Source organism: Photobacterium sp. BZF1, from assembly GCF_014349205.1.
Taxonomy (GTDB): Bacteria; Pseudomonadota; Gammaproteobacteria; order Enterobacterales; family Vibrionaceae; genus Photobacterium.
Genome location: NZ_JACSOF010000014.1, coordinates 15,240 through 38,054 on the forward strand (window position 1 = coordinate 15,240; position 22,815 = coordinate 38,054).

General features: G+C 52.2%; 22 protein-coding genes. 16 read left to right on the forward strand and 6 right to left on the reverse strand.

Annotation, left to right across the window (positions count from 1 at the left end):
- Window positions 1-7: 7 nt before the first annotated feature.
- Both BIZ37_RS04625 and rpmE read right to left on the reverse strand, forming a co-directional pair.
- Entirely contained in the window at window positions 8-1,258 is a 1,251-nt protein-coding gene (locus tag BIZ37_RS04625; RefSeq protein ID WP_107299006.1) for a malic enzyme-like NAD(P)-binding protein, read from the reverse strand.
- A gap of 305 nt (window positions 1,259-1,563) precedes the next feature.
- Complete coding sequence (gene rpmE, locus BIZ37_RS04630; RefSeq protein WP_008988141.1) at window positions 1,564-1,776, reverse strand: 50S ribosomal protein L31; 213 nt, start codon at window positions 1,774-1,776, stop codon at window positions 1,564-1,566.
- A gap of 235 nt (window positions 1,777-2,011) precedes the next feature.
- On the opposite strand from rpmE, the gene priA reads away from it, so the two are divergent.
- The 7 genes from priA to rraA all read left to right on the forward strand — a co-directional run bounded on the left by priA (window position 2,012) and on the right by rraA (window position 9,980).
- Window positions 2,012-4,213 carry a primosomal protein N' gene (priA, locus tag BIZ37_RS04635; protein ID WP_187460512.1) on the forward strand — a complete coding sequence of 734 codons (2,202 nt, stop codon included), beginning with the start codon at window positions 2,012-2,014 and terminating at the stop codon, window positions 4,211-4,213.
- Between the two features lie 172 nt (window positions 4,214-4,385).
- Complete coding sequence (cytR, locus tag BIZ37_RS04640) at window positions 4,386-5,390, forward strand: DNA-binding transcriptional regulator CytR (protein ID WP_187460513.1); 1,005 nt, start codon at window positions 4,386-4,388, stop codon at window positions 5,388-5,390.
- A gap of 157 nt (window positions 5,391-5,547) precedes the next feature.
- A complete protein-coding gene (locus BIZ37_RS04645; RefSeq protein ID WP_187460514.1) occupies window positions 5,548-6,141 on the forward strand; it encodes an SPOR domain-containing protein in 594 nt (197 codons plus the stop codon).
- Window positions 6,142-6,436: 295 nt separating this feature from the next.
- Window positions 6,437-6,961: an ATP-dependent protease subunit HslV gene (gene hslV, locus BIZ37_RS04650; RefSeq protein ID WP_187460515.1), complete on the forward strand. Its 525-nt coding sequence runs from the start codon at window positions 6,437-6,439 to the stop codon at window positions 6,959-6,961.
- A 12-nt stretch (window positions 6,962-6,973) separates the two neighbouring features.
- A complete protein-coding gene (hslU, locus tag BIZ37_RS04655; protein ID WP_107299001.1) occupies window positions 6,974-8,305 on the forward strand; it encodes an HslU--HslV peptidase ATPase subunit in 1,332 nt (443 codons plus the stop codon).
- A gap of 143 nt (window positions 8,306-8,448) precedes the next feature.
- A complete protein-coding gene (locus BIZ37_RS04660; RefSeq protein WP_187460516.1) occupies window positions 8,449-9,360 on the forward strand; it encodes a 1,4-dihydroxy-2-naphthoate polyprenyltransferase in 912 nt (303 codons plus the stop codon).
- A 134-nt stretch (window positions 9,361-9,494) separates the two neighbouring features.
- On the forward strand, window positions 9,495-9,980 hold the full coding sequence (rraA, locus tag BIZ37_RS04665; RefSeq protein WP_107298999.1) for a ribonuclease E activity regulator RraA: 486 nt from the start codon (window positions 9,495-9,497) through the stop codon (window positions 9,978-9,980).
- A 103-nt stretch (window positions 9,981-10,083) separates the two neighbouring features.
- Here rraA and zapB read toward each other — a convergent pair whose 3' ends face one another.
- Window positions 10,084-10,326: a cell division protein ZapB gene (gene zapB, locus BIZ37_RS04670; RefSeq protein ID WP_039458641.1), complete on the reverse strand. Its 243-nt coding sequence runs from the start codon at window positions 10,324-10,326 to the stop codon at window positions 10,084-10,086.
- A gap of 657 nt (window positions 10,327-10,983) precedes the next feature.
- On the opposite strand from zapB, the gene BIZ37_RS04675 reads away from it, so the two are divergent.
- The 6 genes from BIZ37_RS04675 (at window position 10,984) to BIZ37_RS04700 (ending at window position 16,753) form a co-directional block, all read left to right on the forward strand.
- Window positions 10,984-11,832 (forward strand): MIP/aquaporin family protein, encoded by an 849-nt coding sequence (locus tag BIZ37_RS04675; RefSeq protein ID WP_187460517.1) that lies wholly within the window; start codon window positions 10,984-10,986, stop codon window positions 11,830-11,832.
- Window positions 11,833-11,935: 103 nt separating this feature from the next.
- A complete protein-coding gene (glpK, locus tag BIZ37_RS04680; protein WP_107298997.1) occupies window positions 11,936-13,450 on the forward strand; it encodes a glycerol kinase GlpK in 1,515 nt (504 codons plus the stop codon).
- A gap of 205 nt (window positions 13,451-13,655) precedes the next feature.
- Window positions 13,656-14,663 carry a class II fructose-bisphosphatase gene (gene glpX, locus BIZ37_RS04685; RefSeq protein WP_107298996.1) on the forward strand — a complete coding sequence of 336 codons (1,008 nt, stop codon included), beginning with the start codon at window positions 13,656-13,658 and terminating at the stop codon, window positions 14,661-14,663.
- Window positions 14,664-14,850: 187 nt separating this feature from the next.
- Window positions 14,851-15,468, forward strand: coding sequence for a metalloregulator ArsR/SmtB family transcription factor (locus tag BIZ37_RS04690; protein WP_187460518.1), 618 nt, complete (start codon window positions 14,851-14,853; stop codon window positions 15,466-15,468).
- 13 nt (window positions 15,469-15,481) lie between these two features.
- A complete protein-coding gene (locus BIZ37_RS04695) occupies window positions 15,482-16,225 on the forward strand; it encodes a ferredoxin--NADP reductase (RefSeq protein WP_187460519.1) in 744 nt (247 codons plus the stop codon).
- 198 nt (window positions 16,226-16,423) lie between these two features.
- Window positions 16,424-16,753, forward strand: coding sequence for a DUF3135 domain-containing protein (locus BIZ37_RS04700; protein ID WP_107298993.1), 330 nt, complete (start codon window positions 16,424-16,426; stop codon window positions 16,751-16,753).
- On the opposite strand, the gene BIZ37_RS04705 is transcribed toward BIZ37_RS04700, so the two are convergent.
- On the reverse strand, window positions 16,750-17,097 hold the full coding sequence (locus BIZ37_RS04705) for a 5-carboxymethyl-2-hydroxymuconate Delta-isomerase (protein WP_187460520.1): 348 nt from the start codon (window positions 17,095-17,097) through the stop codon (window positions 16,750-16,752). The two genes, BIZ37_RS04700 and BIZ37_RS04705, sit on opposite strands and share 4 nt — an antisense overlap.
- Before the next feature lie 448 nt (window positions 17,098-17,545).
- Here BIZ37_RS04705 and tpiA point away from each other — a divergent pair, with 448 nt between their 5' ends.
- Complete coding sequence (gene tpiA, locus BIZ37_RS04710) at window positions 17,546-18,316, forward strand: triose-phosphate isomerase (RefSeq protein ID WP_187460521.1); 771 nt, start codon at window positions 17,546-17,548, stop codon at window positions 18,314-18,316.
- A 154-nt stretch (window positions 18,317-18,470) separates the two neighbouring features.
- On the opposite strand, the gene pfkA is transcribed toward tpiA, so the two are convergent.
- Together pfkA and BIZ37_RS04720 are read right to left on the reverse strand one after the other, a co-directional pair.
- Complete coding sequence (gene pfkA / locus BIZ37_RS04715; protein WP_107298990.1) at window positions 18,471-19,433, reverse strand: 6-phosphofructokinase; 963 nt, start codon at window positions 19,431-19,433, stop codon at window positions 18,471-18,473.
- 551 nt (window positions 19,434-19,984) lie between these two features.
- The gene (locus BIZ37_RS04720) at window positions 19,985-20,488 is read right to left on the reverse strand and encodes a CpxP family protein (RefSeq protein WP_187460522.1); all 504 of its coding nucleotides are present in this window, start codon (window positions 20,486-20,488) and stop codon (window positions 19,985-19,987) included.
- A 190-nt stretch (window positions 20,489-20,678) separates the two neighbouring features.
- On the opposite strand from BIZ37_RS04720, the gene BIZ37_RS04725 reads away from it, so the two are divergent.
- Window positions 20,679-21,371, forward strand: coding sequence for a response regulator (locus BIZ37_RS04725; protein WP_187460523.1), 693 nt, complete (start codon window positions 20,679-20,681; stop codon window positions 21,369-21,371).
- Complete coding sequence (gene cpxA / locus BIZ37_RS04730) at window positions 21,371-22,732, forward strand: envelope stress sensor histidine kinase CpxA (protein WP_187460524.1); 1,362 nt, start codon at window positions 21,371-21,373, stop codon at window positions 22,730-22,732. Before BIZ37_RS04725 ends, cpxA begins: the two co-directional genes overlap by 1 nt.
- The last annotated feature ends 83 nt before the right edge of the window (window positions 22,733-22,815 follow it).

The window sequence follows — 22,815 nt, forward strand, 5'->3', positions numbered from 1 at the left end:
ACGAAACTTATTTTGCTTCCATGTAACCAATCGGCATCTCAATTTGGGCAACGCCAGAATCTACAGCAGCCTGGGCAACGGCCTTAGCAACGCGTGGAAGCAGGCGTGGGTCCATTGGCTTAGGAATGATGTATTCCGGGCCAAATTCAAGCTTGTCTGCACCAGCGGCAGCAACCACTTCGGCCGGTACCGGCTCTTTGGCCAGCGCACGGATAGCATCAACCGCCGCCAGTTTCATTTCATCATTGATTTCACTCGCACGCACATCGAGGGCACCACGGAAAATGAATGGGAAACAGATAACATTGTTGACCTGGTTCGGGTAATCCGAGCGGCCGGTACCCATAATCAAATCATCACGTACCGCATGGGCTAGCTCTGGCTTGATTTCAGGATCAGGGTTAGAACACGCAAAGACCACAGGCTTGTCAGCCATCAGTTTCAGCGCTTCAGGTGCAAGCAGATCAGGGCCAGAGACACCAACAAAGATATCCGCACCTTCAATCACATCTTCCAGGGTACGTTTGTCGGTGTTATTGGCAAACAGCTGCTTGTACTCGTTGATATCGTCACGGCGGGTATGGATCACACCCTTACGGTCCAACATGTAAATCTTCTCGCGCTGGGCACCACACTTGATAAGCAGTTCCATACAAGCCACAGCCGCTGCACCCGCGCCCAAGCAGACAATCACCGCTTCGTTGATGTTCTTGCCCTGAAGCTCCAGGGCATTGAGCATACCCGCAGCCGTCACAATCGCCGTACCGTGCTGGTCATCATGGAATACTGGAACGTGGCAGCGCTCAATCAGGCGTTTTTCGATTTCGAAACAGTCAGGGGCTTTGATATCTTCGAGGTTAATACCACCGAACGTATCAGCAATATTGGCAACCGTATCGACAAACTCGTCAATAGTACGGTGCTTCACTTCGATATCAATAGAGTCCAGGCCAGCAAAACGTTTGAACAGCAGCGCCTTACCTTCCATTACCGGCTTAGAAGCCAGCGGGCCAAGGTTACCCAAGCCAAGGATAGCTGTACCGTTGGTAATCACGGCAACCATGTTGCCCTTACCGGTGTACTTGTAGACATTTTCTGAGTTCTGAGCGATTTCACGTACTGGCTCAGCCACACCTGGGCTGTAAGCAAGGGCGAGATCTTCTACGGTATTAGCTGGCTTGGTGAGCTCGACAGCAATTTTTCCCGGTACTGGGTATGCGTGGTAATGAAGGGCCTGTTGGCGAAAATCTTCAGACATAGTGTTCGAAATCCTGGCTGGAGGTGACTTTATTTTGGAATTTGGACATAGATCATATTCTATGGCAGCACAAAATCCTAGCACCGAACATCTGGTCGATCCAATGATTCCCGGACCGAATGTTCAACATCAATGGGGAATATTGCGGTTCAAGTATTCACTTTAAGAGGGAATCGCCAATTTACCTGAAATAGGGATACAGATAGGGAATGGAGCAAACGAAATGATGGAATAAAAGAAGGGTTCGGACAGGGATAAAAAAAGGGATGCTTGCGCATCCCTTTTTTCGAAATTCATCTGGCAAATTACTTGCTAGAAAGCGCACCGAAACGCTTGTTGAATTTGTCGATACGACCACCAGAGCTAACCTGACGCTGCTTACCAGTGTAGAATGGGTGACACTTGTCGCATACATCAAGGTTGATGTCTTTACCCATAGTAGAGTTAAATACGAAAGTGTTGCCGCAAGAACAACGAGCGTTTACTGCAGTGTACTCTGGGTGAATACCTTGTTTCATGGGATAACCTCAAAAGTAAGGCCGTGTCGCTCTCCCGATCCTAAGCCGGGCACCACACGTCGTTAATATCAAAAACGTAACGGCAAGACCGCCAATACGTCAAATTCAGGCGGCGTATAGTAATCAATCATTCTGCCCAGATCAACCAATATGCGCCTTTTTTCGCCGCTTTGCCGCCCGAGGCTGGGCAAGGTACACTTCTCTATCTTAGTACATGCGGATTTAGCGGTTAGATATGACGCCCAACATCGCCCGAGTGGCCCTTCCTGTCCCCCTGGACAAGCAATTTGATTACTTGGTCAAAGCTGACCAGCAGCCAGTGATCGGTGGCAGAGTCAAAGTACCTTTTGGGCGACAGCAACTGGTTGGGATAGTCATGGCTCTGACCGATAGCTCCGACTTTCCCCTCAACCAGCTCAAACCTATCCACCAAGTATTGGATGCTGTACCTTTGTGGGGGCCAAGCCTATTCAAGTTGCTAACCTGGGCAAGCCAATATTATCAATACCCCCTGGGTGACAGCCTTGCCAATGCGATGCCTGCCCTATTGCGAAAAGGGCGGGAGGCTGCGCCTTCTGCACTGAAAATGTGGCAACTGACCGAAGCAGGCCACAATCAGCCTTTGACCGCCCTCAAGCGAGCTCCGCGTCAGGTTCAGGTGCTGACCATGCTACGCCAGGGGACGCTGAGCCATGAGGCCTTGTTGGCCGAAGAAGTCAGCAGCGCAACACTGAAAACACTGGCAGACAAAGGCTGGATTGAAACACTTGAACAAGCGCCGACTAACCGCAGTTGGAAGGCTGGGTTTGCCATAAATGAAGAAAAGCCCCGCCTGAATGAAGAGCAGGCGCTGGCAATTGCCAGTGTCAACGCCAACCCTGAATTTGGCTGCTACCTGCTCGAAGGGGTGACAGGCTCAGGCAAAACCGAAGTTTACCTCAACCTATTGGAGCCTGTTTTAGCTGCCGGTAAGCAAGCGTTGATCCTGGTACCGGAAATTGGCCTCACGCCACAAACCATCAACCGCTTCCGCCGCCGCTTCAATGTCCCGTTGGAGACAATCCACTCCGGGCTTAATGACACCGAACGGTTGTCGGCCTGGCTCGCTGGACGCGATAACCAAGCCGGGATAATCATCGGTACCCGCTCGGCGTTGTTCACCCCGTTTGCCAACCTCGGCATCATCATTGTCGACGAAGAGCATGATGCCTCCTACAAACAGCAGGACAGCCTACGCTACCATGCTAGGGATCTGGCCGTGATGCGTGCCAGCCAGGAAAATATCCCGATCATTCTCGGTTCGGCAACACCGGCACTGGAAACCTTACATAACGCCAAAAGCGGAAAGTACCACCACCTTATTTTGTCCCGCCGGGCGGGTAGCGCCCAGTCTGCGCGCCATGGCGTGCTGGACGTTAAAGGACTGTACCTCGAAGCGGGGTTATCTGCGCCACTGATCGCCCGGATGCGCAAGCACCTTGATGCGGGCAACCAGGTCATGCTGTTCCTCAACCGGCGGGGATTTGCCCCTGCCGTGATCTGCCATGAGTGTGGTTGGCTGGCTGAATGCAAGCGCTGTGATGCCTACTACACTTTCCACCAGCAAAGTGGCGAACTGCGCTGCCACCATTGCGGGACCCAGCGCCCGATGATGCACCAGTGCGGCCAGTGTGGTTCAACCCAACTCAATGCGGTGGGAGTCGGTACCGAGCAGCTCGAGCATCAGCTCGAGACCCTGTTCCCAAGCTACAAAACAGTGCGTATTGACCGTGACAGTACCCGCCGTAAAGGCAGTTTGGAAAACTACCTCGAGGCGATCCGCAACAATGAATACCAAATACTGATTGGCACCCAGATGCTGGCCAAGGGGCACCATTTCCCCGATGTTACGCTAGTCGCCTTGCTCGATGTCGACAGCGCACTCTTTAGCAACGACTTCCGGGCCAGCGAGCGCTTGGCCCAACTGTTTATTCAGGTTGCCGGTCGCGCCGGCCGCGCCAGCAAACCCGGTGAAGTGGTATTGCAAACCCACCATCCAGAACACGCCTTGCTACAAGCGCTGCTGTACAAGGGCTATGAGCACTTTGCAAAGGGCGCGCTGAGCGAACGCAAACAGGCATGGCTTCCGCCATTCACCTACCTAGCCCTGCTCCGTGCCGAAGCCAACCAAAGTGAACTGGTCGAACAATTCCTCCAGCAGGTACGCGGCATTTTCGAAACCAGCCCGATAGCCAGCGAGGACACGATGGTTATGGGTCCCAACCCTGCCCCGCTCTCCCGCCGGGCAGGCCGCTACCGTTGGCAATTGTTGCTGCAAGCACCTAGCCGCAAGGCCCTGCAGCAGTGGTTGTCCGTTGCCAAGCCAGCAATTGCTTTGCTTCCGCTCGCCAAGAAGATTCGCTGGTCAATTGATGTTGAACCGCAAGATTTAACTTAAAATGAACAATGCGACGTACGTCACATATTGGATGTAATTTATGCTGTTTAAAGCATGTTTAATCCCCGGCGGACAGCCTACAATAATAGGCTCGCTGGCTCAGGTTTCGGCCGTTTTGGCTATGATCCCCCAGCGGCAAAAGAGAGAAAAATAATAGAGAGGAACCTTAACTATGGCGACAATGAAGGATGTTGCCCAGCTCGCCGGCGTCTCGACGGCCACGGTTTCCCGTGCCCTGATGAACCCGGAAAAAGTGTCAGCCTCAACCCGTAAAAAGGTCGAACAAGCTGTCATGGATGCTGGCTATTCACCCAATTCACTGGCTAGGAATCTTCGTCGCAACGAATCAAAAACCATCGTCACTATCGTACCTGATATCTGTGATCCCTATTTCACCGAAATCATCCGGGGTATTGAAGAAGCGGCAATGGAACATGGCTACCTTGTCCTGCTTGGCGACAGCGGACAGCAAAAAACCCGCGAAAATTCGTTTGTAAACCTGGTTTTCACCAAGCAAGCCGATGGTATGCTGCTACTCGGCACCGACCTGCCCTTTGATGTCAGCAAACCCGAGCAGAAAAACCTACCGCCGATGGTCATGGCCTGTGAGTTCGCCCCTGAACTCGAGCTACCTACTGTCCATATCGATAACCTGACAGCCGCTTTCGAGGCAGTCAATTACCTAACCCAGATGGGCCATAAGCGCATCGCCCAAATCGCAGGGCCAGATACTGCCGCCTTGTGCCAATTCCGCTCACAAGGTTACCAGCAGGCCCTACGCCGTGCCGGTGCCGAGCTCAATCCAGCCTATACCGTCAAGAGTGATTTCAGCTTTGCCGGCGGCGCACGAGCCGTCACATCACTGCTGTCACTGCCCGAGCCACCCACGGCACTGCTATGCCATAACGATGTCATGGCCATCGGTGCCATGCAACAGGCTAAGCGCCTTGGCTTCCGCGTTCCACAGGACCTGTCGATTGTCGGCTTCGATGATATCCAGTTTGCTGAGTACTGCGATCCACCACTCACCACGGTTTCCCAACCGCGCTATGAGATTGGCCGCCAGTCAATGCTGATGCTGCTTGATATCCTCAAGGGTAAAGACATTGCCTCAGGATCGCGCCTGCTTGATGCCAAGTTGGTGATCAGGGAAAGTGCTGCGCCACCGGCTAACTAGCCCGACTGCAAGCCAATGCCCTCATTTTGGGGGTAAGCTCACAAAACCCATGCCTTACGGTGCAACCTGAAAGTCAGGATGCATCGCAAGGTCTGGTCAGCGCTGACGCAAATTTGTACCATAGGTTAATCCTACTCACCTTATACTGAACGACACCGTGGCTACCAAAGATTACGTCAAACGCGGCCGAGCCGCCGCCAAGAAACCCCGTGGCAACCGCAATCAAGCCCCAAGCAATGGGTTCCCATTCAAATGGGCCACTATTGCCGTATGTTTGGTTGGAGCGCTAGGTTATGGACTGTATTTCCTATCCTCGAACCCAGCCCCGCAATCACAGCCACCAACGAGTACGCCGGCAACCAAGCCCGAGCCAGTAAAACCGGTAAAACCCGCGCCTGTTACGCCGCCGAAGGCCGCCAAACCGCTACCGCCTAAACCGGAAGAGAAATGGCGCTATATCGAAGAGCTGGAAAACAAAGAAGTACAGGTTGAGGCGAAGAAAGAACAAGCCCCTACCCGACCATATCTGATGCAGTGCGGGGCCTACCGCAGCCAAAGCCAGGCCGAAGAGCGCAAGGCAATGATCGCCTTCCAGGGACTAACCAGCCAAATCAAGGTCAGCCAAGGTGAAAAAGGCAACTGGTACCGGGTGGTACTTGGCCCTTACCCGCAAAAGCGTAAGGCTGAAAGCGACCGTAACCAGCTACGCCGTGCCGGTATCGAACCGTGCGCCATCTGGTTCTGGGAGTAGTTAAGCAATAGAAATATTAATAATCTCCCTATCTTTTTCTGCTTGTTCGCAGGGTTAAATTTCAAAGCTTACTCACCATGGATGGTCCGGGCTGGCGATCCAGAGTTAGAGCTACATGGATGTATTTATGCGTCTTTGAAATTTAATTCTGTGTTCAAGCGAGTATTACAGCCACTCCCTTATTACACCGCAGCATCCTTTTCTTTTCCCCCTTGAAACTTCTTCATCCCGTCCCCAGATCTGCAATATATCGAGACCGGCACATTGGCCGGAGCAGACCAAAAGAGGTAAGACCGTGACAACTATCGTATCTGTTCGTCGAAACGGTAAAGTCGTTATCGCTGGTGATGGCCAGGTTTCCCTAGGCAACACCGTCATGAAAGGTAACGCCCGCAAAGTGCGCCGTTTGTACAACAACAAAGTTCTGGCTGGCTTTGCCGGCGGCACAGCGGACGCCTTCACCCTATTCGAACGTTTCGAGCGCAAGCTGGAAATGCATCAAGGCCACCTGCTAAAAGCAGCAGTGGAACTGGCAAAAGACTGGCGTACCGACCGTATGCTGCGCAAATTGGAAGCCCTACTGGCCGTTGCTGATGAAACGGGCTCGCTGATCATCACGGGTAACGGTGATGTGGTTCAGCCTGAGAACGATCTGATCGCTATCGGCTCTGGCGGCAACTTTGCCCAAGCAGCGGCCACCGCCCTGCTAGAGAATACTGAACTGAGCGCCCGTGAAATTGCTGAGAAGTCACTGACCATTGCCGGTGATATCTGCGTATTCACCAACCAGTTCCACACCATTGAAGAGCTTGAAGAATAAGAAGGAATGGCTATGTCTGAAATGACTCCTCGCGAAATCGTCCATGAGCTTGACCGCCATATCATCGGTCAGGATAAAGCCAAGCGTGCGGTGGCCATTGCCCTGCGTAACCGCTGGCGCCGTATGCAGCTGCCTGAAGAGCTGCGCGTCGAAGTGACCCCGAAAAACATTCTGATGATCGGTCCAACCGGTGTCGGTAAAACCGAAATCGCTCGCCGTCTGGCAAAACTGGCTAACGCGCCGTTCATCAAGGTTGAAGCGACCAAGTTCACCGAAGTGGGCTATGTGGGTAAAGAAGTCGAAACCATCATCCGCGACCTGACCGATGTGGCGATGAAAATGACCCACCAGCAGGCAACCGAGAAGGTACGCTTCCGTGCCGAAGAGCTTGCTGAAGACCGCATCCTAGATATCCTTCTGCCACCGGCACGCGATGCTTGGGGACAAAATGAAGAAGCCGACAACAACTCGTCAGCTCGCCAGTCATTCCGCAAGAAACTGCGCGAAGGCAAACTGGACGACAAAGAGATCGAGATTGATGTGGCTGCGCCGCAGATGGGCGTAGAGATCATGGCGCCTCCTGGCATGGAAGAGATGACCAACCAGCTTCAGGGTATGTTCCAGAACCTTTCTGGCAACACAACCAAGAAGCGCAAGATGAAAATCAAGGACGCGATGAAAGCCGCGACCGAAGAAGAAGCAGCGAAACTGGTTAACCAGGAAGAGCTAAAAGAGCAAGCTATCTTCGCGGTTGAGAACAACGGTATCGTATTCCTAGACGAAATCGACAAGATCTGTAAGCGTGGCGATACGTCGGGCCCTGATGTGTCTCGCGAAGGTGTCCAGCGCGACCTACTACCACTGGTTGAAGGCAGCACTGTCTCGACTAAACACGGTATGGTTCGTACTGACCACATCTTATTTGTAGCATCTGGTGCTTTCCAGGTTGCCAAGCCATCGGATCTGATCCCTGAGCTACAAGGCCGCCTGCCAATCCGTGTTGAGCTAGAAGCCCTGACCAGCCATGACTTCAAGCGTATCCTTACCGAGCCGAATGCGTCTCTAACCGAGCAGTACAAGGCCCTGATGGCAACCGAGTCTGTGGACATCGAGTTTGCCGAAAGCGGTATCAACAAGCTGGCCGACGCCGCCTGGCAGGTCAACGAGCGTACCGAAAACATCGGTGCCCGCCGCCTGCACACTGTAATGGAGCGCCTGATGGAAGAGTTGTCTTACGACGCTTCCGAAAAATCCGGTGACAAGATTGTGATCGACGATGCCTACGTGACTTCTCGCCTAGGCGAATTGGTCGAAGACGAAGATCTAAGCCGCTTTATCCTGTAATCCGGCCCAAATACCTTCCGCAAACGGCACCCAATCGGGTGCCGTTTTTTTGTTCTTAAACAAACAAAGTGGCGATAAAGTTGCCCCCTGCTACAGTTACGCCATAATAGGCAACTACTCGTTTATCGGTTTAAGATCACATTATGAAATCATCTTCTCTCGCAATTTGGCTCGATGCAGCAAGACCGAAAACCCTGCCTCTAGCCATCGCCTCAATTGTTTGCGGCAGTGCAGTAGCAGGATGGCAAGGAAGTTTCTCCGCAGTTATTGCAGGCTTGGCCCTGCTGACCGCTCTGTTATTGCAAATTCTATCTAACCTCGCCAATGACTACGGTGATGCGGTGAAAGGTACGGACAACGATCAGCGCCTGGGTCCCCAGCGTGCGATCCAGTCAGGCCTCGTCACCCCGACCGCCATGCGCAAGGCGATGGTCCTCAATATTATCCTCACGGCAATCAGTGGCCTGAGCCTGATTTTCATTGCCACCAACAACCTGCAGGATATGGTGGGCTTTATGCTGCTCGGCCTAATGGCGATTGCAGCGTCAATTGCCTACACCGTGGGTAACAAGCCTTACGGCTACCGTGGCTTAGGCGACCTTTCGGTACTGATGTTCTTCGGTTGGCTGGGCGTTGCCGGTACCTATTACCTGCAAGCCGGACAGATTGATTCGATCATTATGCTACCGGCAACCGCCTGTGGCCTATTGGCCGTCGGTGTGCTCAACATCAATAACCTGCGCGATATCGACAATGACCGTGAATGCGGCAAGCTGACCCTCGCCGTTCGCATGGGACCGGAATGGGGCCGCAAGTACCACCTATTCCTACTGGTTGGCAGCGTGCTCTGCCTGGCGCTGTTTGCCATGCTGGAGCTGCATTCTCCGTTCGGCTGGCTATTTATTCTCAGTGCCCCGTTGCTGTTCAAGCACGGCAAGCAAGTCCTGCACTCGGCTGACGGTGCGGCACTGCGTCCGATGATGGCGACCATGGTCAAATGCGCATTGTTGACCAACCTGCTGTTCGCCGCTGGTGTCGTTTTGGCAGCAGCCTAATTAACCCTGACCTTCACAGGGATATATCCTTGTGCGAAGGTTAAATAACTGGTTATACTTTCAACAAGTTAAGTTTGGCCGTTGTTATTAGCGGCCACAACACCCCTTTTCAATTGCCACAGAAGAACGCGCTTATGGAATACAATACGTCCGAGTTATGCGATATCTACCTCGATAAAGTTGACGTCGTCGAACCCATGTTCAGCTCCTATGGCGGTCGTAGCTCCTTCGGCGGCCAAATCACTACCGTTAAATGCTTTGAGGATTGCGGTCTGATCCGCACCGCTCTGCAAGAAGCGGGAGCTGGCCGGGTGTTACTGGTCGATGGTGGCGGGTCGCTGAGACGAGCTTTGGTGGATGCCGAGCTAGCTCAACTGGCCGCCGACAACGAATGGGAAGGGTTGATCATCTATGGCTGTGTCCGCCATGTTGATGATCTTGACGAATTGGATATCGGCATCCAGGCCATGGCCTCTATCCCGGTCGGCGCCGATGAAAACAGCATTGGTGAAGTGGATGTTGCCGTTAACTTCGGTGGGGTGACCTTCCTGCCGGAAGATCATATCTATGCCGACAACACCGGTGTGATCCTCTCCCCCGATCCGCTGGATATCGATTAGCCTAATCGCAACAGCACCTATATACAGACATAAAAAAACAGAGCCAGCCGGCTCTGTTTTTATTTTTACTGGCAGACACTGTGGCTGCCAGAAAAAAACACGCTTATTCCACGTGTTCCATTTTGCCCAGTAGCGCGCGTACGCGTTCCTGCCAAGCCTGGTGGTCGTGGCGCAGTTTGTTGTTCTCTTGCTCCAGCTCCTCACGGCCAGAACGCAGTGCCTGTGCTTCACCAGCCAGGCTATCATTTTTTTCTTTTAGTTCTTCAATTTCCATCTGTAGCAGAGAAATTGTATCAACAGCCATTTGTACTTTGGCTTCCAGCTTTTCCAACATTTCTAATGACATATTGTCCACCTGTATTCAGCCTATCAGTTTGCCCTAACCGTTTAAGGCAACGTCCCACAGGCACGTTTACGATTAATTACCACCTATTCTAACGAGGCAGCCGTGTTCTGACATCTAGAAATAACATGCTTTGTCGTAAATGGGGAATTTTTGCACGAATTTAATCAAATCCTTGCTTTCCTTGCCTTTGCAGGCGCCTAAGGCAACACCGCTGATGCGTTTGGCGAAAGAAATGTGCAAGCCGTGCAAAAATCAATCGGCCTCACCGCCAAATGCGTAGAATTGCGATCAAACTCTATTTTAATGCACCAGCGGCATGCTAATTTTTATCTTGATCGTATCTCTCTTGGAATTTTCCAAGAATTTGCCCCTCTGGCACATCCGACCTTTTTAGGTCGGATTTTTTATTCTATAAACAAACACATACCACCAAAGCACATTTTTACCCCGCCCCAACCCGTACGCAACCAGTAGCAATGGGAAATTTTCCCGCAAAATGGCAACCGTTTGCGCGAACGCTCAAAAAATAAAATCATTTTATGCTCGAACGCACACTTTTCGCTCGGTCCAATTTTATTCTTTGTGGATTCGAGTACATTAGCCACACATAAATACAAAAAAAGCTATACCCCTACGACATTGACAAAAGGACTGAATATGACTACCCAAAAACAACATACCCTGCTCGGCGAATGCCTGGCCGAGTTTATCGGTACTGGGCTGCTGATCTTCTTCGGCGTCGGCTGTGTCGCCGCCTTGGTGCTCACTGGCGCCGAGTTCGGCCAGTGGGAAATCAGTATTATGTGGGGCCTTGGCGTTGCCATTGCCATCTACTGCACTGCTGGTGTTTCCGGTGCCCATATCAACCCTGCCGTAACCATTGCATTAGCCCTTTTCCACGGATTCGATAAGCGCAAAGTGTTGCCATACATTGTGGCCCAGATGCTCGGTGCATTCTGTACCGCGGCTCTGATCTACACCCTATACAGCAACCTGTTTGTTGAGTTCGAGGCTGCCAATGGCATTATCCGAGGTAGCGAAGCCAGCCTGGCAACTGCCGGTATTTTCTCTACCTACCCACATGCTGCACTGTCATTTGCCGGTGCCTTCGCCGTGGAGTTTGTGATCACTGCTGTACTGATGTTCGCTATCCTGGCGATTGGTGATGAGAAGAATGGCGCGCCACGCGGCGCAATGGGCCCACTGCTGATCGGTATCCTGATTGCAGTTATCGGCGGCTCACTAGGTCCACTGACCGGTTTTGCGATGAACCCTGCCCGTGACTTCGGCCCTAAATTCTTCGCCTTCCTAGCTGGCTGGGGTGATATGGCCCTGACTGGCGGTAAAGATATCCCGTACATGATTGTACCTATCCTTGCCCCTATTATGGGTGCCGCCTTCGGTGGTTGGTTATACCCGAAAGCTATCGGCGCCTACTTGCCAGGCAACCGCTGCACCCTGCCTAACCAGTGCGAAGACACTGCAGAAGAAGCCGCAAACGCCTAGTAACCGATTTATCAAATTGGAACATTATCGGCCTGTCCCGCACAGGCCGATCTGAACACCACACTCTACTACCCTTATATAATGACAATGAGAGGAAACCGTTATGACTACTGAGCAAAAGTACATTGTTGCACTCGATCAGGGTACGACCAGCTCCCGTGCCGTGGTGCTTGATCACAACGCCAACATTGTGTGCTCGTCACAGCGTGAATTCACCCAAATTTATCCAAAGGCTGGATGGGTCGAGCATGATCCCCTGGAAATCTATGCGACCCAGAGCTCAACATTGGTTGAGGCACTGGCCAAAGCAGGGATCCGCTCAGACCAAGTCGCTGGTATCGGTATTACCAACCAGCGTGAAACCACCATTGTCTGGAACAAAAACACAGGTAAGCCGGTTTACAACGCCATCGTGTGGCAGTGCCGCCGTACTGCCGATACCTGTGAAGAGCTGAAAAAAGCCGGTCTGGAAGAATACATTCGCGAAAATACCGGCCTGGTTGTCGACCCTTACTTCTCTGGTACTAAAATCAAGTGGATCCTCGACAATGTCGAAGGTGCCCGCGAAGAAGCAGAAGCCGGTAACTTATTGTTCGGTACCGTTGATACCTGGTTGATTTGGAAGATGACCCAGGGACGTGTACACGTTACTGACTTCACTAACGCCTCACGTACCATGGTGTTCAATATCAACACACTAGAGTGGGACGAGAAACTTCTCAAGGCGCTCGATATTCCGCTATCTATGATGCCGGAAGTGAAATCGTCGTCTGAAGTCTACGGTGAAACCAACATCGGTGGTAAAGGCGGTACCCGTATTCCAATCGCCGGTATTGCCGGTGACCAACAAGCCGCCCTATTCGGCCAAATGTGTGTCGAACCCGGCCAGGCCAAAAACACCTACGGGACAGGCTGTTTCCTTCTGATGAACACCGGCAAGGAAAAAGTAACCTCGCACAACGGCCTGCTGACGACTTTGGCTTGTGGCCCTACCGGTGAAGTCGCCTACGCGCTTGAAGGTGCGGTCTTTATGGGTGGTGCCTCTATCCAGTGGCTACGCGATGAAGTGAAACTACTTGATGATGCCAAAGACTCCGAATACTTCGCCGAGAAAGTCGGTAGTGCCAATGGTGTCTATGTCGTTCCTGCATTTACCGGCCTTGGCGCGCCATACTGGGACCCATATGCCCGTGGTGCCATCGTCGGCCTGACCCGTGGCGTGAACAGCAACCACATCATCCGTGCAACACTGGAAAGTGTCGCCTACCAGACCCGAGACGTCTTGGATGCGATGCAAGCTGACTCCGGCATCAAGCTAGGTACCCTGCGTGTCGATGGTGGTGCCGTTGCCAACAACTTCCTGATGCAGTTCCAGTCAGACATCCTTGATACCGAGGTACACCGTCCAGTAGTAACCGAAGTCACCGCGCTGGGTTCAGCCTACCTGGCAGGCCTGGCGGTTGGCTTCTGGGGCAGCATTGATGAACTGAAAGACAAAGCGGTATTGGATCGCAAGTTCATTGCCTGCAACGATGATGGCAAGCGTAACCGCCGTTACAACGGCTGGAAGCGCGCGGTCGAGTGTGCCAAAGGCTGGGCGGTCGAAGACGACATCTAATATACAGCTCAACGTTACCCAAGTTCCCCATCAAGGCCTGCGTAAGCAGGCCTTTTTTCGTCGACTGGTGGCGAACCGTCAAGAAATAAACATTTTTGCGCTAACGCAAACGTTTCCTTGCAACCTGTGTTAGAATCGCCGCCAGATTTATTCGGGCCTGTAGCCTACAGGCCCTAGCCCACTGATTTCTATTTCTGGAGTAATCATGAAACGCGATTTGGCGATGGCATTTTCTCGTGTCACTGAAGGCGCTGCACTGGCTGGCTACAAATGGCTTGGCCGTGGCGACAAGAATGCAGCAGACGGTGCTGCGGTTGAGGTTATGCGCTCTCTGCTTAACCAAACCGAGATTGAAGGTGAAATCGTAATCGGTGAAGGCGAAATTGATGAAGCGCCTATGCTTTACATCGGTGAGAAAGTCGGTACCGGCGGTGATGCCGTTGATATTGCGGTAGACCCAATCGAAGGTACCCGCATGACAGCTATGGGCCAGAACAACGCCCTAGCGGTTCTAGCAGCCGGTGAGAAAGGCTCTTTCCTAAAAGCGCCTGACATGTACATGGAAAAGCTGGTTGTCGGCCCTGGTGCCAAGGGTGCGATCGACCTGAACAAGCCATTGGCAGAAAACTTGGAAGCAACCGCTGCTGCCCTTGGCAAGACGCTGGACAGCCTAGTCGTGATCACGCTGGCAAAACCACGCCACGACGCCGTTATTGCTGAAATGCAGGCGATGGGTATCCGTGTCTACGCTGTGCCAGATGGTGACGTAGCCGCCTCTATCCTGACTTGTATGCCTGACAGCGAAGTCGACATCATGTACTGCATCGGCGGTGCTCCGGAAGGCGTTGTTTCAGCAGCTGCCATCCGCGCATTGGGCGGTGACATGCACGGCCGCCTGCTGCCTCGTCACGAAGTGAAAGGCGATACACCAGAAAACCGCGATCACGGCCAGATGGAAATCGACCGCTGCCGTGAAATGGGCATCGAGCCAAACAAAGTGCTGCGTATGGAAGACATGGCCCAAAGCGACAATGTGATCTTCGCTGGCACAGGTATCACCAAAGGTGACTTGCTCGACGGTATCAGCCGCCAGGGCAACATCGCGACCACTGAAACCCTGCTGATCCGTGGTAAGTGCCGTACTATCCGTCGTATCAAGTCGACCCACTACTTGGATCGCAAAGACGACTCCATCAAAGGCCACATCCTTTAAGGCCTTGAAAATACTCTCTAGCGCGCCACCTGGCGCGCTTTTTTTATCCCGGCTGTTAACCCCTGCTGATTTCGCTACGTCTATTTCCCCTCAACAAGCCTTGCACATTTTGACTTTGTAAAGTTGTTGCTTTATTTAGCAAGCTGGCTACATAATTAACTAAGCCAACTTGTGACCATAGGTAACTATGAAAACCATCGACAAAATACTCTACCGGATGAAACGCGAAGGCCCGGTCACTGCCAAGATCCTGGCCGAGGAGTTCCAACTCACGACCATGGGGGTCCGCCAGCACCTACAGGGGCTGGAGGAAGATGGCCTGGTGGATTTTGAAGACATCAAGGCTAAGGTCGGCCGGCCAACCCGCCACTGGCACCTGACCCAGAAAGGACACCGCCGCTTTGCCGACCGCCACGGCGATCTTATTATTCAAATGCTTGATTCTGTCGAGGAGTTGTTTGGTCAGGAAGGACTGGGCAAGGTTGTCGATCGGCGGGAGGATCAAACCTTTGAACAATACCAAACCCAACTGGCCGGGGTTGAAAATATCGCAGAAAAACTGCAGATCCTGACTACACTCAGGGAGCGGGAAGGTTATATGGCCGAACTCCACCAGGATGGCGAAGATTTCGTGCTGATTGAAAACCACTGCCCTATTTGCCACGCGGCCCAACGCTGCCCATCCCTTTGCCAGTCCGAGCTGGCGGTTTTCCAACGTTTGCTGGGCAACGAATACCAAGTTAATAGGCAAGAACACATTATTGCCGGAGAGAGGCGCTGCGCGTATCGAATAATAAAATCATAACGAGGAGACTATTATGGCTGACTGGATCCCTGCGAAAGTCATCAACAACCGACATTGGAACAATGACTTGTTCAGCCTGGTGCTGCAAGCCAACATCGAACCGTTCAAAGCTGGCCAGTTCACCAAGCTGGGGCTGGAAATTGACGGCAAGATGATCCAGCGTGCCTACTCTTTCGTTAACCCTCCCTCGAATGACCAAATCGAAGTCTATGCCACCCGGGTGGCCGATGGCCTCCTGTCCCCGCGTCTTCATGCCCTTGAGCCGGGCCAGGAAGTATTTATCTCTGCCCGTGCCAACGGGTACTTTACCCTTGAAGAAGTCCCCGAGGCCGAGCAACTCTGGTTATTGGCTACAGGCACAGCTATTGGGCCTTATCTTTCTATTTTACGCGAATCAGACGCCTGGAAGCGTTTTCGCAAAATAGTACTGGTCCATGCGGTGCGCTATTCGGCCGATTTAAGCTACCAGGGCGAAATCAACGCACTCAAAGAGCAATACCCGGAACAGTTGATTGTCCAACCTTTTGTCAGCCGTGAACCCGCACCGCCGGCACTACCGGGCAGGATCCCCCATGCTATCGAAGATGGGATGCTAGAACGCCATGTTGGCCTGACCCTGTCGCCAGAGCAGAGCCAAATCATGCTGTGCGGTAACCCCGAGATGGTCAGGGAGACCAAAACCGTATTGGAACAGAAAGGCTTCACCAAAAACCTGCGCCGCAAACCGGGGCAAATCACCATGGAGCACTACTGGTAATCTAGCTAGCTGTTCACCCTATGCAGGCCCAATCTTGGGCTTGCATTTGTCCTGCTCTCAATTGCCCCTACCCAAGTTAACTTCATTCTGTCTCATTCCTGAGCCAGCTTTCTGAGCTTGTTGGCAACTAACTTTATTGCATGGCGTTTTTACCTAATGCCATCAGTTTGAGAGAGGTTGGGATATGGGGGAAGCACGATGCAAACACTGCCACCGTTTGATGAGTTAAAAGCCATGGCCGAAAACGAGCCAGAGAAGCTCGATGCATTGCGGCTGTCAATGAGCGAGGAGATCATCAGCAATGCCAGCGCCGAAATGCAACCACGATTGCGGGCACAGATGAGCCATATCAATCAAGTCATTGCCAAAGGAAAGAATCCAAACCACACCAACATGATGTTGATGGCCGAGTTGCAACAGCAACTCAAGCGGTTTGCCCAGGCCCTGAATGCGCCAGAAACCCTGACCGAGCACCAGGCCGAAATAAAGCCTTTTGCCCGGCCTGAGTCACAGGATAAATCAGCCTAGCAGCTGACCTTGAGAAAACAGTCATTGTCCATATCACGGATATCAATGGTCAGGCTGTTGATGGTGCTGGCATGCTGCTCTAAGACCGTCATCAAGGCGCGGGATAGTTCACGCTTCACCTCGGCGCTTCGACCTGAAAGCATACTCAGTTCAATATGGATAAAGGTATCGAGATCGCGGTTTTCACCCACCAACCAATTGTGGCAGCGGTAGCTCCGGGATTTCACTGAATCGGGCTCGAAAATCCCGCACTCAAGCAGAACTGTATGTAAATCATCCAACAAACCGGGGATATTGACCCGCTCGACGACGGGTTCGGCATACTCCATCACTAAGTTAGGCATCCGCTCCTCCTTGGGCCTTATACTTCACTTATTTTTATTGGAAAAAGCCATGCTCAGCATAGCTTTATCCTAAAATTGGCCTCAACCTTAGCGGATCTTATCCCACAGCGCCAAAGATACAGGCTATATTTCAATCACGGATCACTGTCTTTTTTCCCTTCTCTCTGGTGTGAATAGCATCAAGATGAAAAAAATTCCCCCGTAGCGGTTCACTTTTGCCGGGGAAAAGGGTACAACCGAGCACAGATATGATTTCGGACAGGAAATTAATTTCCTAAGCTGTGGTAATGTTGGCGCTGTAAACGGGACAAACTGATACAGTATCAAGGTCAAACTGTCCGGAGATACTTTATAGCCTAGTGTTCCGCCCCGCCTAACGGGTTATGCCCAAGAGCGGTATACTAAGCTATTGAGTATTTTTTAAGTCAATTTGATATGGAGAAAAGCTATGCGCCATCCTGTGGTTATGGGTAACTGGAAGCTTAACGGTAGCAAAGAAATGGTATCTAACCTTCTTAAAGGCCTTGATACTGAACTTAAAGGCGTTGAAGGTGTAGACGTTGCCGTTGCGCCACCAGCTATGTACCTTGACCTGGCTGAGCAACTGATCGGCAAAGGTGAGAGCAAAATCATCCTAGGTGCACAGAACGTTGACGTTAACGCGAGCGGTGCATTCACTGGTGACATCTCTCCAGAAATGCTGAAAGACTTTGGTGCAAGCCACATCATCATCGGCCACTCTGAGCGTCGTGAATACCACAACGAATCAGACGAGTTCGTTGCTAAGAAGTTCGCGTTCCTAAAAGAGCACGGCCTAACACCTGTACTATGTATCGGTGAGTCTGAAGCACAGAACGAAGCTGGTGAAACAGTCGCTGTTTGTGCTCGTCAAATCGACGCTGTGATCAACACTCAAGGCGTTGAAGCGCTTGAAGGTGCGATCATCGCTTACGAACCAATCTGGGCTATAGGTACAGGTAAAGCAGCAACTGCTGATGACGCACAGCGCATCCACGCTGCAATCCGTGCTCACATTGCTGAGAAGAGCGAAGAAGTCGCTAAGAAAGTTGTGATCCAGTACGGTGGTTCTGTTAAGCCAGAAAACGCTGAAGCTTACTTCGCACAGCCAGACATCGACGGCGCGCTAGTAGGCGGTGCTGCGCTTAACGCTGAAAGCTTTGCGGCTATCGCAAAAGCTGCTGCTGAAGCGAAGAAGTAATTCACAGCTTCAACTAACACAGTTAGGAAGAAATAAAAGCTACCCTAGGGTAGCTTTTTTATTGTCGCTTTCCTGCTGCTTCCGATGAGGCCATGGAAAACGGCACAAAAAAACCGGCAAGACGCCGGTTTTTTTACTTCGAGGGAAATATCCCTTAGAACAACTTGTCCGCCAATGCGTAAAGATCTTTACGAACTGGGCGCTTCATGTTCTCGATAGCGTCGATGATATCGTGGTGAACCATCTTCTCGTTCTGGATACCCACACAACGACCGCCATGACCTTCCATCAGAAGCTCAACCGCATATGCACCCATGCGAGATGCCAAGATACGGTCGAATGCTGTCGGTTGGCCGCCGCGCTGGATGTGGCCCAGTACGGTTGCACGGGTTTCACGGCCGGTTTCGTCTTCGATGTACTTCGCCAGTTCGTTGGCATCTGTCATCAGTTCAGTCAGGGCAATGATCGCATGCTTCTTGCCTTTGTAGATCCCTTCTTTGATCTTCGCCAGCAACTCTTCTTTGTTCAGGCCAGTTTCCGGGGTGATGATGTATTCACAACCACCAGCAATCGCAGACATCAGCGTCAGGTCACCACAGTGGCGGCCCATCACCTCAACAATAGAGATACGCTGGTGTGAAGAAGACGTATCACGCAGACGGTCAATCGCATCGATGACAGTGTTAAGCGCTGTCAGGTAACCGATAGTGTAATCAGTACCTGCAACGTCGTTATCGATCGTGCCCGGCAGACCGATACATGGGTAGCCCATTTCAGTCAGCTTCTTCGCACCCATGTACGAACCGTCACCACCGATAACAACAAGTGCGTCGATACCGTGGATCTTCAGGTTTTCAATAGCCTGCTGACGCACTTTCTCTTCTTTGAACTCAGGAAAACGCGCAGAGCCCAGGAATGTACCACCTTTGTTGATGACGTCTGATACGCTTGAGCGAGTCAGTTTTTCAATACGGTTCTGGTGCAGGCCCTGATAGCCGTCGTAAACACCGTAAACTTCAACGCCTTCAGACAATGCTGCACGAACAACACCGCGAACTGCCGCGTTCATACCAGGTGCGTCACCACCACTGGTCAATACACCAATCTTCTTAATCATGGTTACCCTCTGACTTTGGGAAATGAAAATTCAAATCCGACATGAGCGGCCGGGGTTCCCCTCCCGGCTCATGGGCCATCACCGGCCCGAACTCACGAAACTGTAACTTTCCTACTAATGTAGGAGTATTACAATTTTGATAAAAAATTTTGTTGATTCATATCACGATAGACTGCAACTTCATCATGACGCGGGAATGATCACCACATCAACGGCTATCGGGATTTACAAAACAGTTAGCCTATAGGTTGGTGCCGCAAGCAGTACTGCGCTTGGCCAAATACCCTACTTATTCAGTATAACGGCTGGCACCAGAGCCTCCAGTTGTGCTAAGTGAGGAGGAAGACCGCGGGTGGTTGTGAACTCATCCATGATAATCACACCTGACATAACGCACAGGGCTGGGCAATACCCCGCAGTATAGCTGTTTTATGACGAAAATTAATAACAAAATCATTCAAATCGATGTTTTACCAGCCCACTTCTCAAGCAACAGGTAATAAAAAAGCCGCCAGGTACACCGGCGGCTTTCGTAAATCGATTGTCAGCAATTAGTTAGACTGCTTGCGCTCCATACGCTGCTCCATCTTGGCCTGGCATTTCTCAGCACGTTCAGCTCGCAGCTCCTGCAGTTTGGTTTTCTGCTCGGCAGTCAACACCTGCATCATTTCGTGGCGCTGTTTTAGCATAGCGACGCGGCGTTCCACTTGCTGCTCGGTCATTTCTTCAGCCAGGGCACGAACCTCAGCTTCATTAAAGTCTTCACTCAGCACAAGTTGCTGCATTTTCTGGTGTTGGGCCTGCATTTCAGCATGACGCTCACCCATCTTGCCACGCATGTTTTCTTTGTTGGCTTGGCGCAGCTCTTTAAGCTCAGTCTTTTGTGCATCAGTCAGGTCAAGCTGGCGGAACATACGGCTGTCATCCATACCGCAGCCACCTTTACCACCGTGGCCGTTGTGGTGTTTGCCGCCACCGTAAGCAAGCGCTGAGGCTGAGCCCAAAGCTAGAGGAAGGGCAATTGCTAGAGCCAATGTTTTCTTGAAAGTCATCATTATGTTCTTCTCCAATAGAGGCTGCAGTTGCAGCGCCGTAATCTCAGGTACGGATATAGCTTACCCCCTGCAAGGTAAAGGGCTGTCTGGTAAACGTAAAACTGCGTAAAGCTAAACCACTTTTACTTGGCGACCCTGCAACGATTAGGGATACTTACCTTATCGCTGTTGCTTATTAAAGGTAGACACTATGGCCAAAATCCTTCTTGTTGATGATGATACCGAACTGACTTCCCTGCTTTCCGACATTCTCGATATGGAAGGCTTTGAGGTGGTCGAAGCCAACAATGGCGAGCAGGGTTTGGCGAAAGTCGATGACAGTATTGATCTGATCTTACTGGATGTAATGATGCCGGTAATGAATGGCACCGAGATGCTGCGCCGCCTGCGTGAGAAGCATGAGACCCCGGTATTGATGCTAACGGCCAAGGGCGAAGAGATTGACCGGGTGCTCGGGTTGGAACTGGGTGCCGATGATTACATGCCAAAACCTTTTAGCGACCGCGAGTTGCTGGCCCGCATCCGTGCCATCCTGCGCCGGACCCAAAGCAAGGGGGCGACGACCAAAGCCGGCCCTGAATGCCTGACCTACCAAGAAATCGAGATTTACCCAGGCCGCCAGGAAGTGCTGTGCCACGGCACCCCTATCGAGATGACGGGTACCGAGCTCGCTTTGCTGAGCTATTTCGTCCAGCATCCCGGCAAAATCATCGCCAAGAATGATCTTAGCCTGGAGGTACTCGGCAAGCGACTAGCACCATTTGACCGGGCTATCGATATGCATGTGTCGAACCTACGCAAAAAGCTGCCCGAGCGTGACGACGGCAAGCCGTGGATCAAAACCCTACGAGGCAAGGGCTACCTGCTAGTCGAGGACGTGTAATGAAGCTGCCACGCTTTTCCAGCCTGTATGGCCGCATCTTCGCGGTGTTCTGGCTCACCCTATTACTGGTGGTGTTGATACTGCTATTGCTGCCCAACCTGGATCCGCGTACCCAGCATACCATCCCCCAAGCCCAACAGGAGCGATTCCAGGAATCCGCGGCCAGTATATCCAAACAGATATCCCACGATGTCGGGCCGCTGGAAAGGAAACTCAGCCGGTTTACCGACCATAACCGCCACAAGGGTTTCCAGCTCTATTTTACCACCACCGATGGGGACGTGATCTCGCCACGACGCAAGAGCAAGGCGCTGCGTAACTTCATCACCATGGCCGATAGCCCCAGCGAGCCCAAACAGAAACTCTACGACCGCTGGATGATGGCGGGGCCATTCGAAGTCAAGCACAAGGGCGATACCCTACTGATGTATATCGGTCGGGTTGTCAGGGAGCCGCCGCCGTTTTTCATCCAAATCCTGGACAAGCCTTTCCAGCTCCTGCTGCTGACCATGCTGGTTAGTACACCACTGCTGTTGTGGTTGGCATGGGCGATTTCACTGCCTGCCCGCCGGCTGCAAAATGCCGCCGAGCGTGTAGCCAAGGGTGAATTCGAGGCTGATCCCAAGCTCGAATCTGGCTCCAAGGAATTCAAGCAGGCCGGTGCCAGCTTCAACCAGATGGTCCAGGCTATCAACCACATGATAGGCGGCCAGCAACGCCTGTTGTCTGACATAAGCCACGAACTGCGCTCACCACTGACCCGTTTGCGCATGGCCACAGCACTAGCCAAACGCAAGCAGGGGGAGAGCAACGAACTAACCCGCATCGATACCGAGGCCGAGCGACTTGAGCAGATGATTGGCGAATTGCTGGAGTTGTCACGGATGCAGGTGAATAGCCATGAGCAACGGGAACAAACCGATGCAGCTTCGCTATGGTATGACATGCTCGAAGATGCCCGTTTCGAGGCTGAGCAATGCGGCAAACAGCTGGCCTACACCACCTTGGAAGAGTGGCCGCTGCATGGCAACCCGAACTTACTGATCAGCGCCCTCGAAAATGTCGTGCGCAATGCTATCAAGTATGGCGACGATAATATCAGTATCCGCTTTACGACTCAGGCAATGCGCCTTTGCATCACGGTTGAGGACAACGGCGAAGGCGTCCCTGACAATGAACTGGGGGATATTTTCCGTCCTTTCTACCGGGTATCAACCGCAAGGGACCGAAGCAGTGGCGGTACCGGCCTGGGCTTAGCCATCACCGAAAGCGCTATCCGCCAGCACAGCGGTACTATCAAGGCATCACGCAGCCAGCTGGGTGGCCTGAAAGTGACTATCACCCTGCCCCTGTCAAACTAAATCCATGTGTGGCCCTCAATAGCCAGAACAATGGTTCTTGAGGGCCGCTTTGTTGATCCCTTACAGGCTGCTGTGCTCTTGCG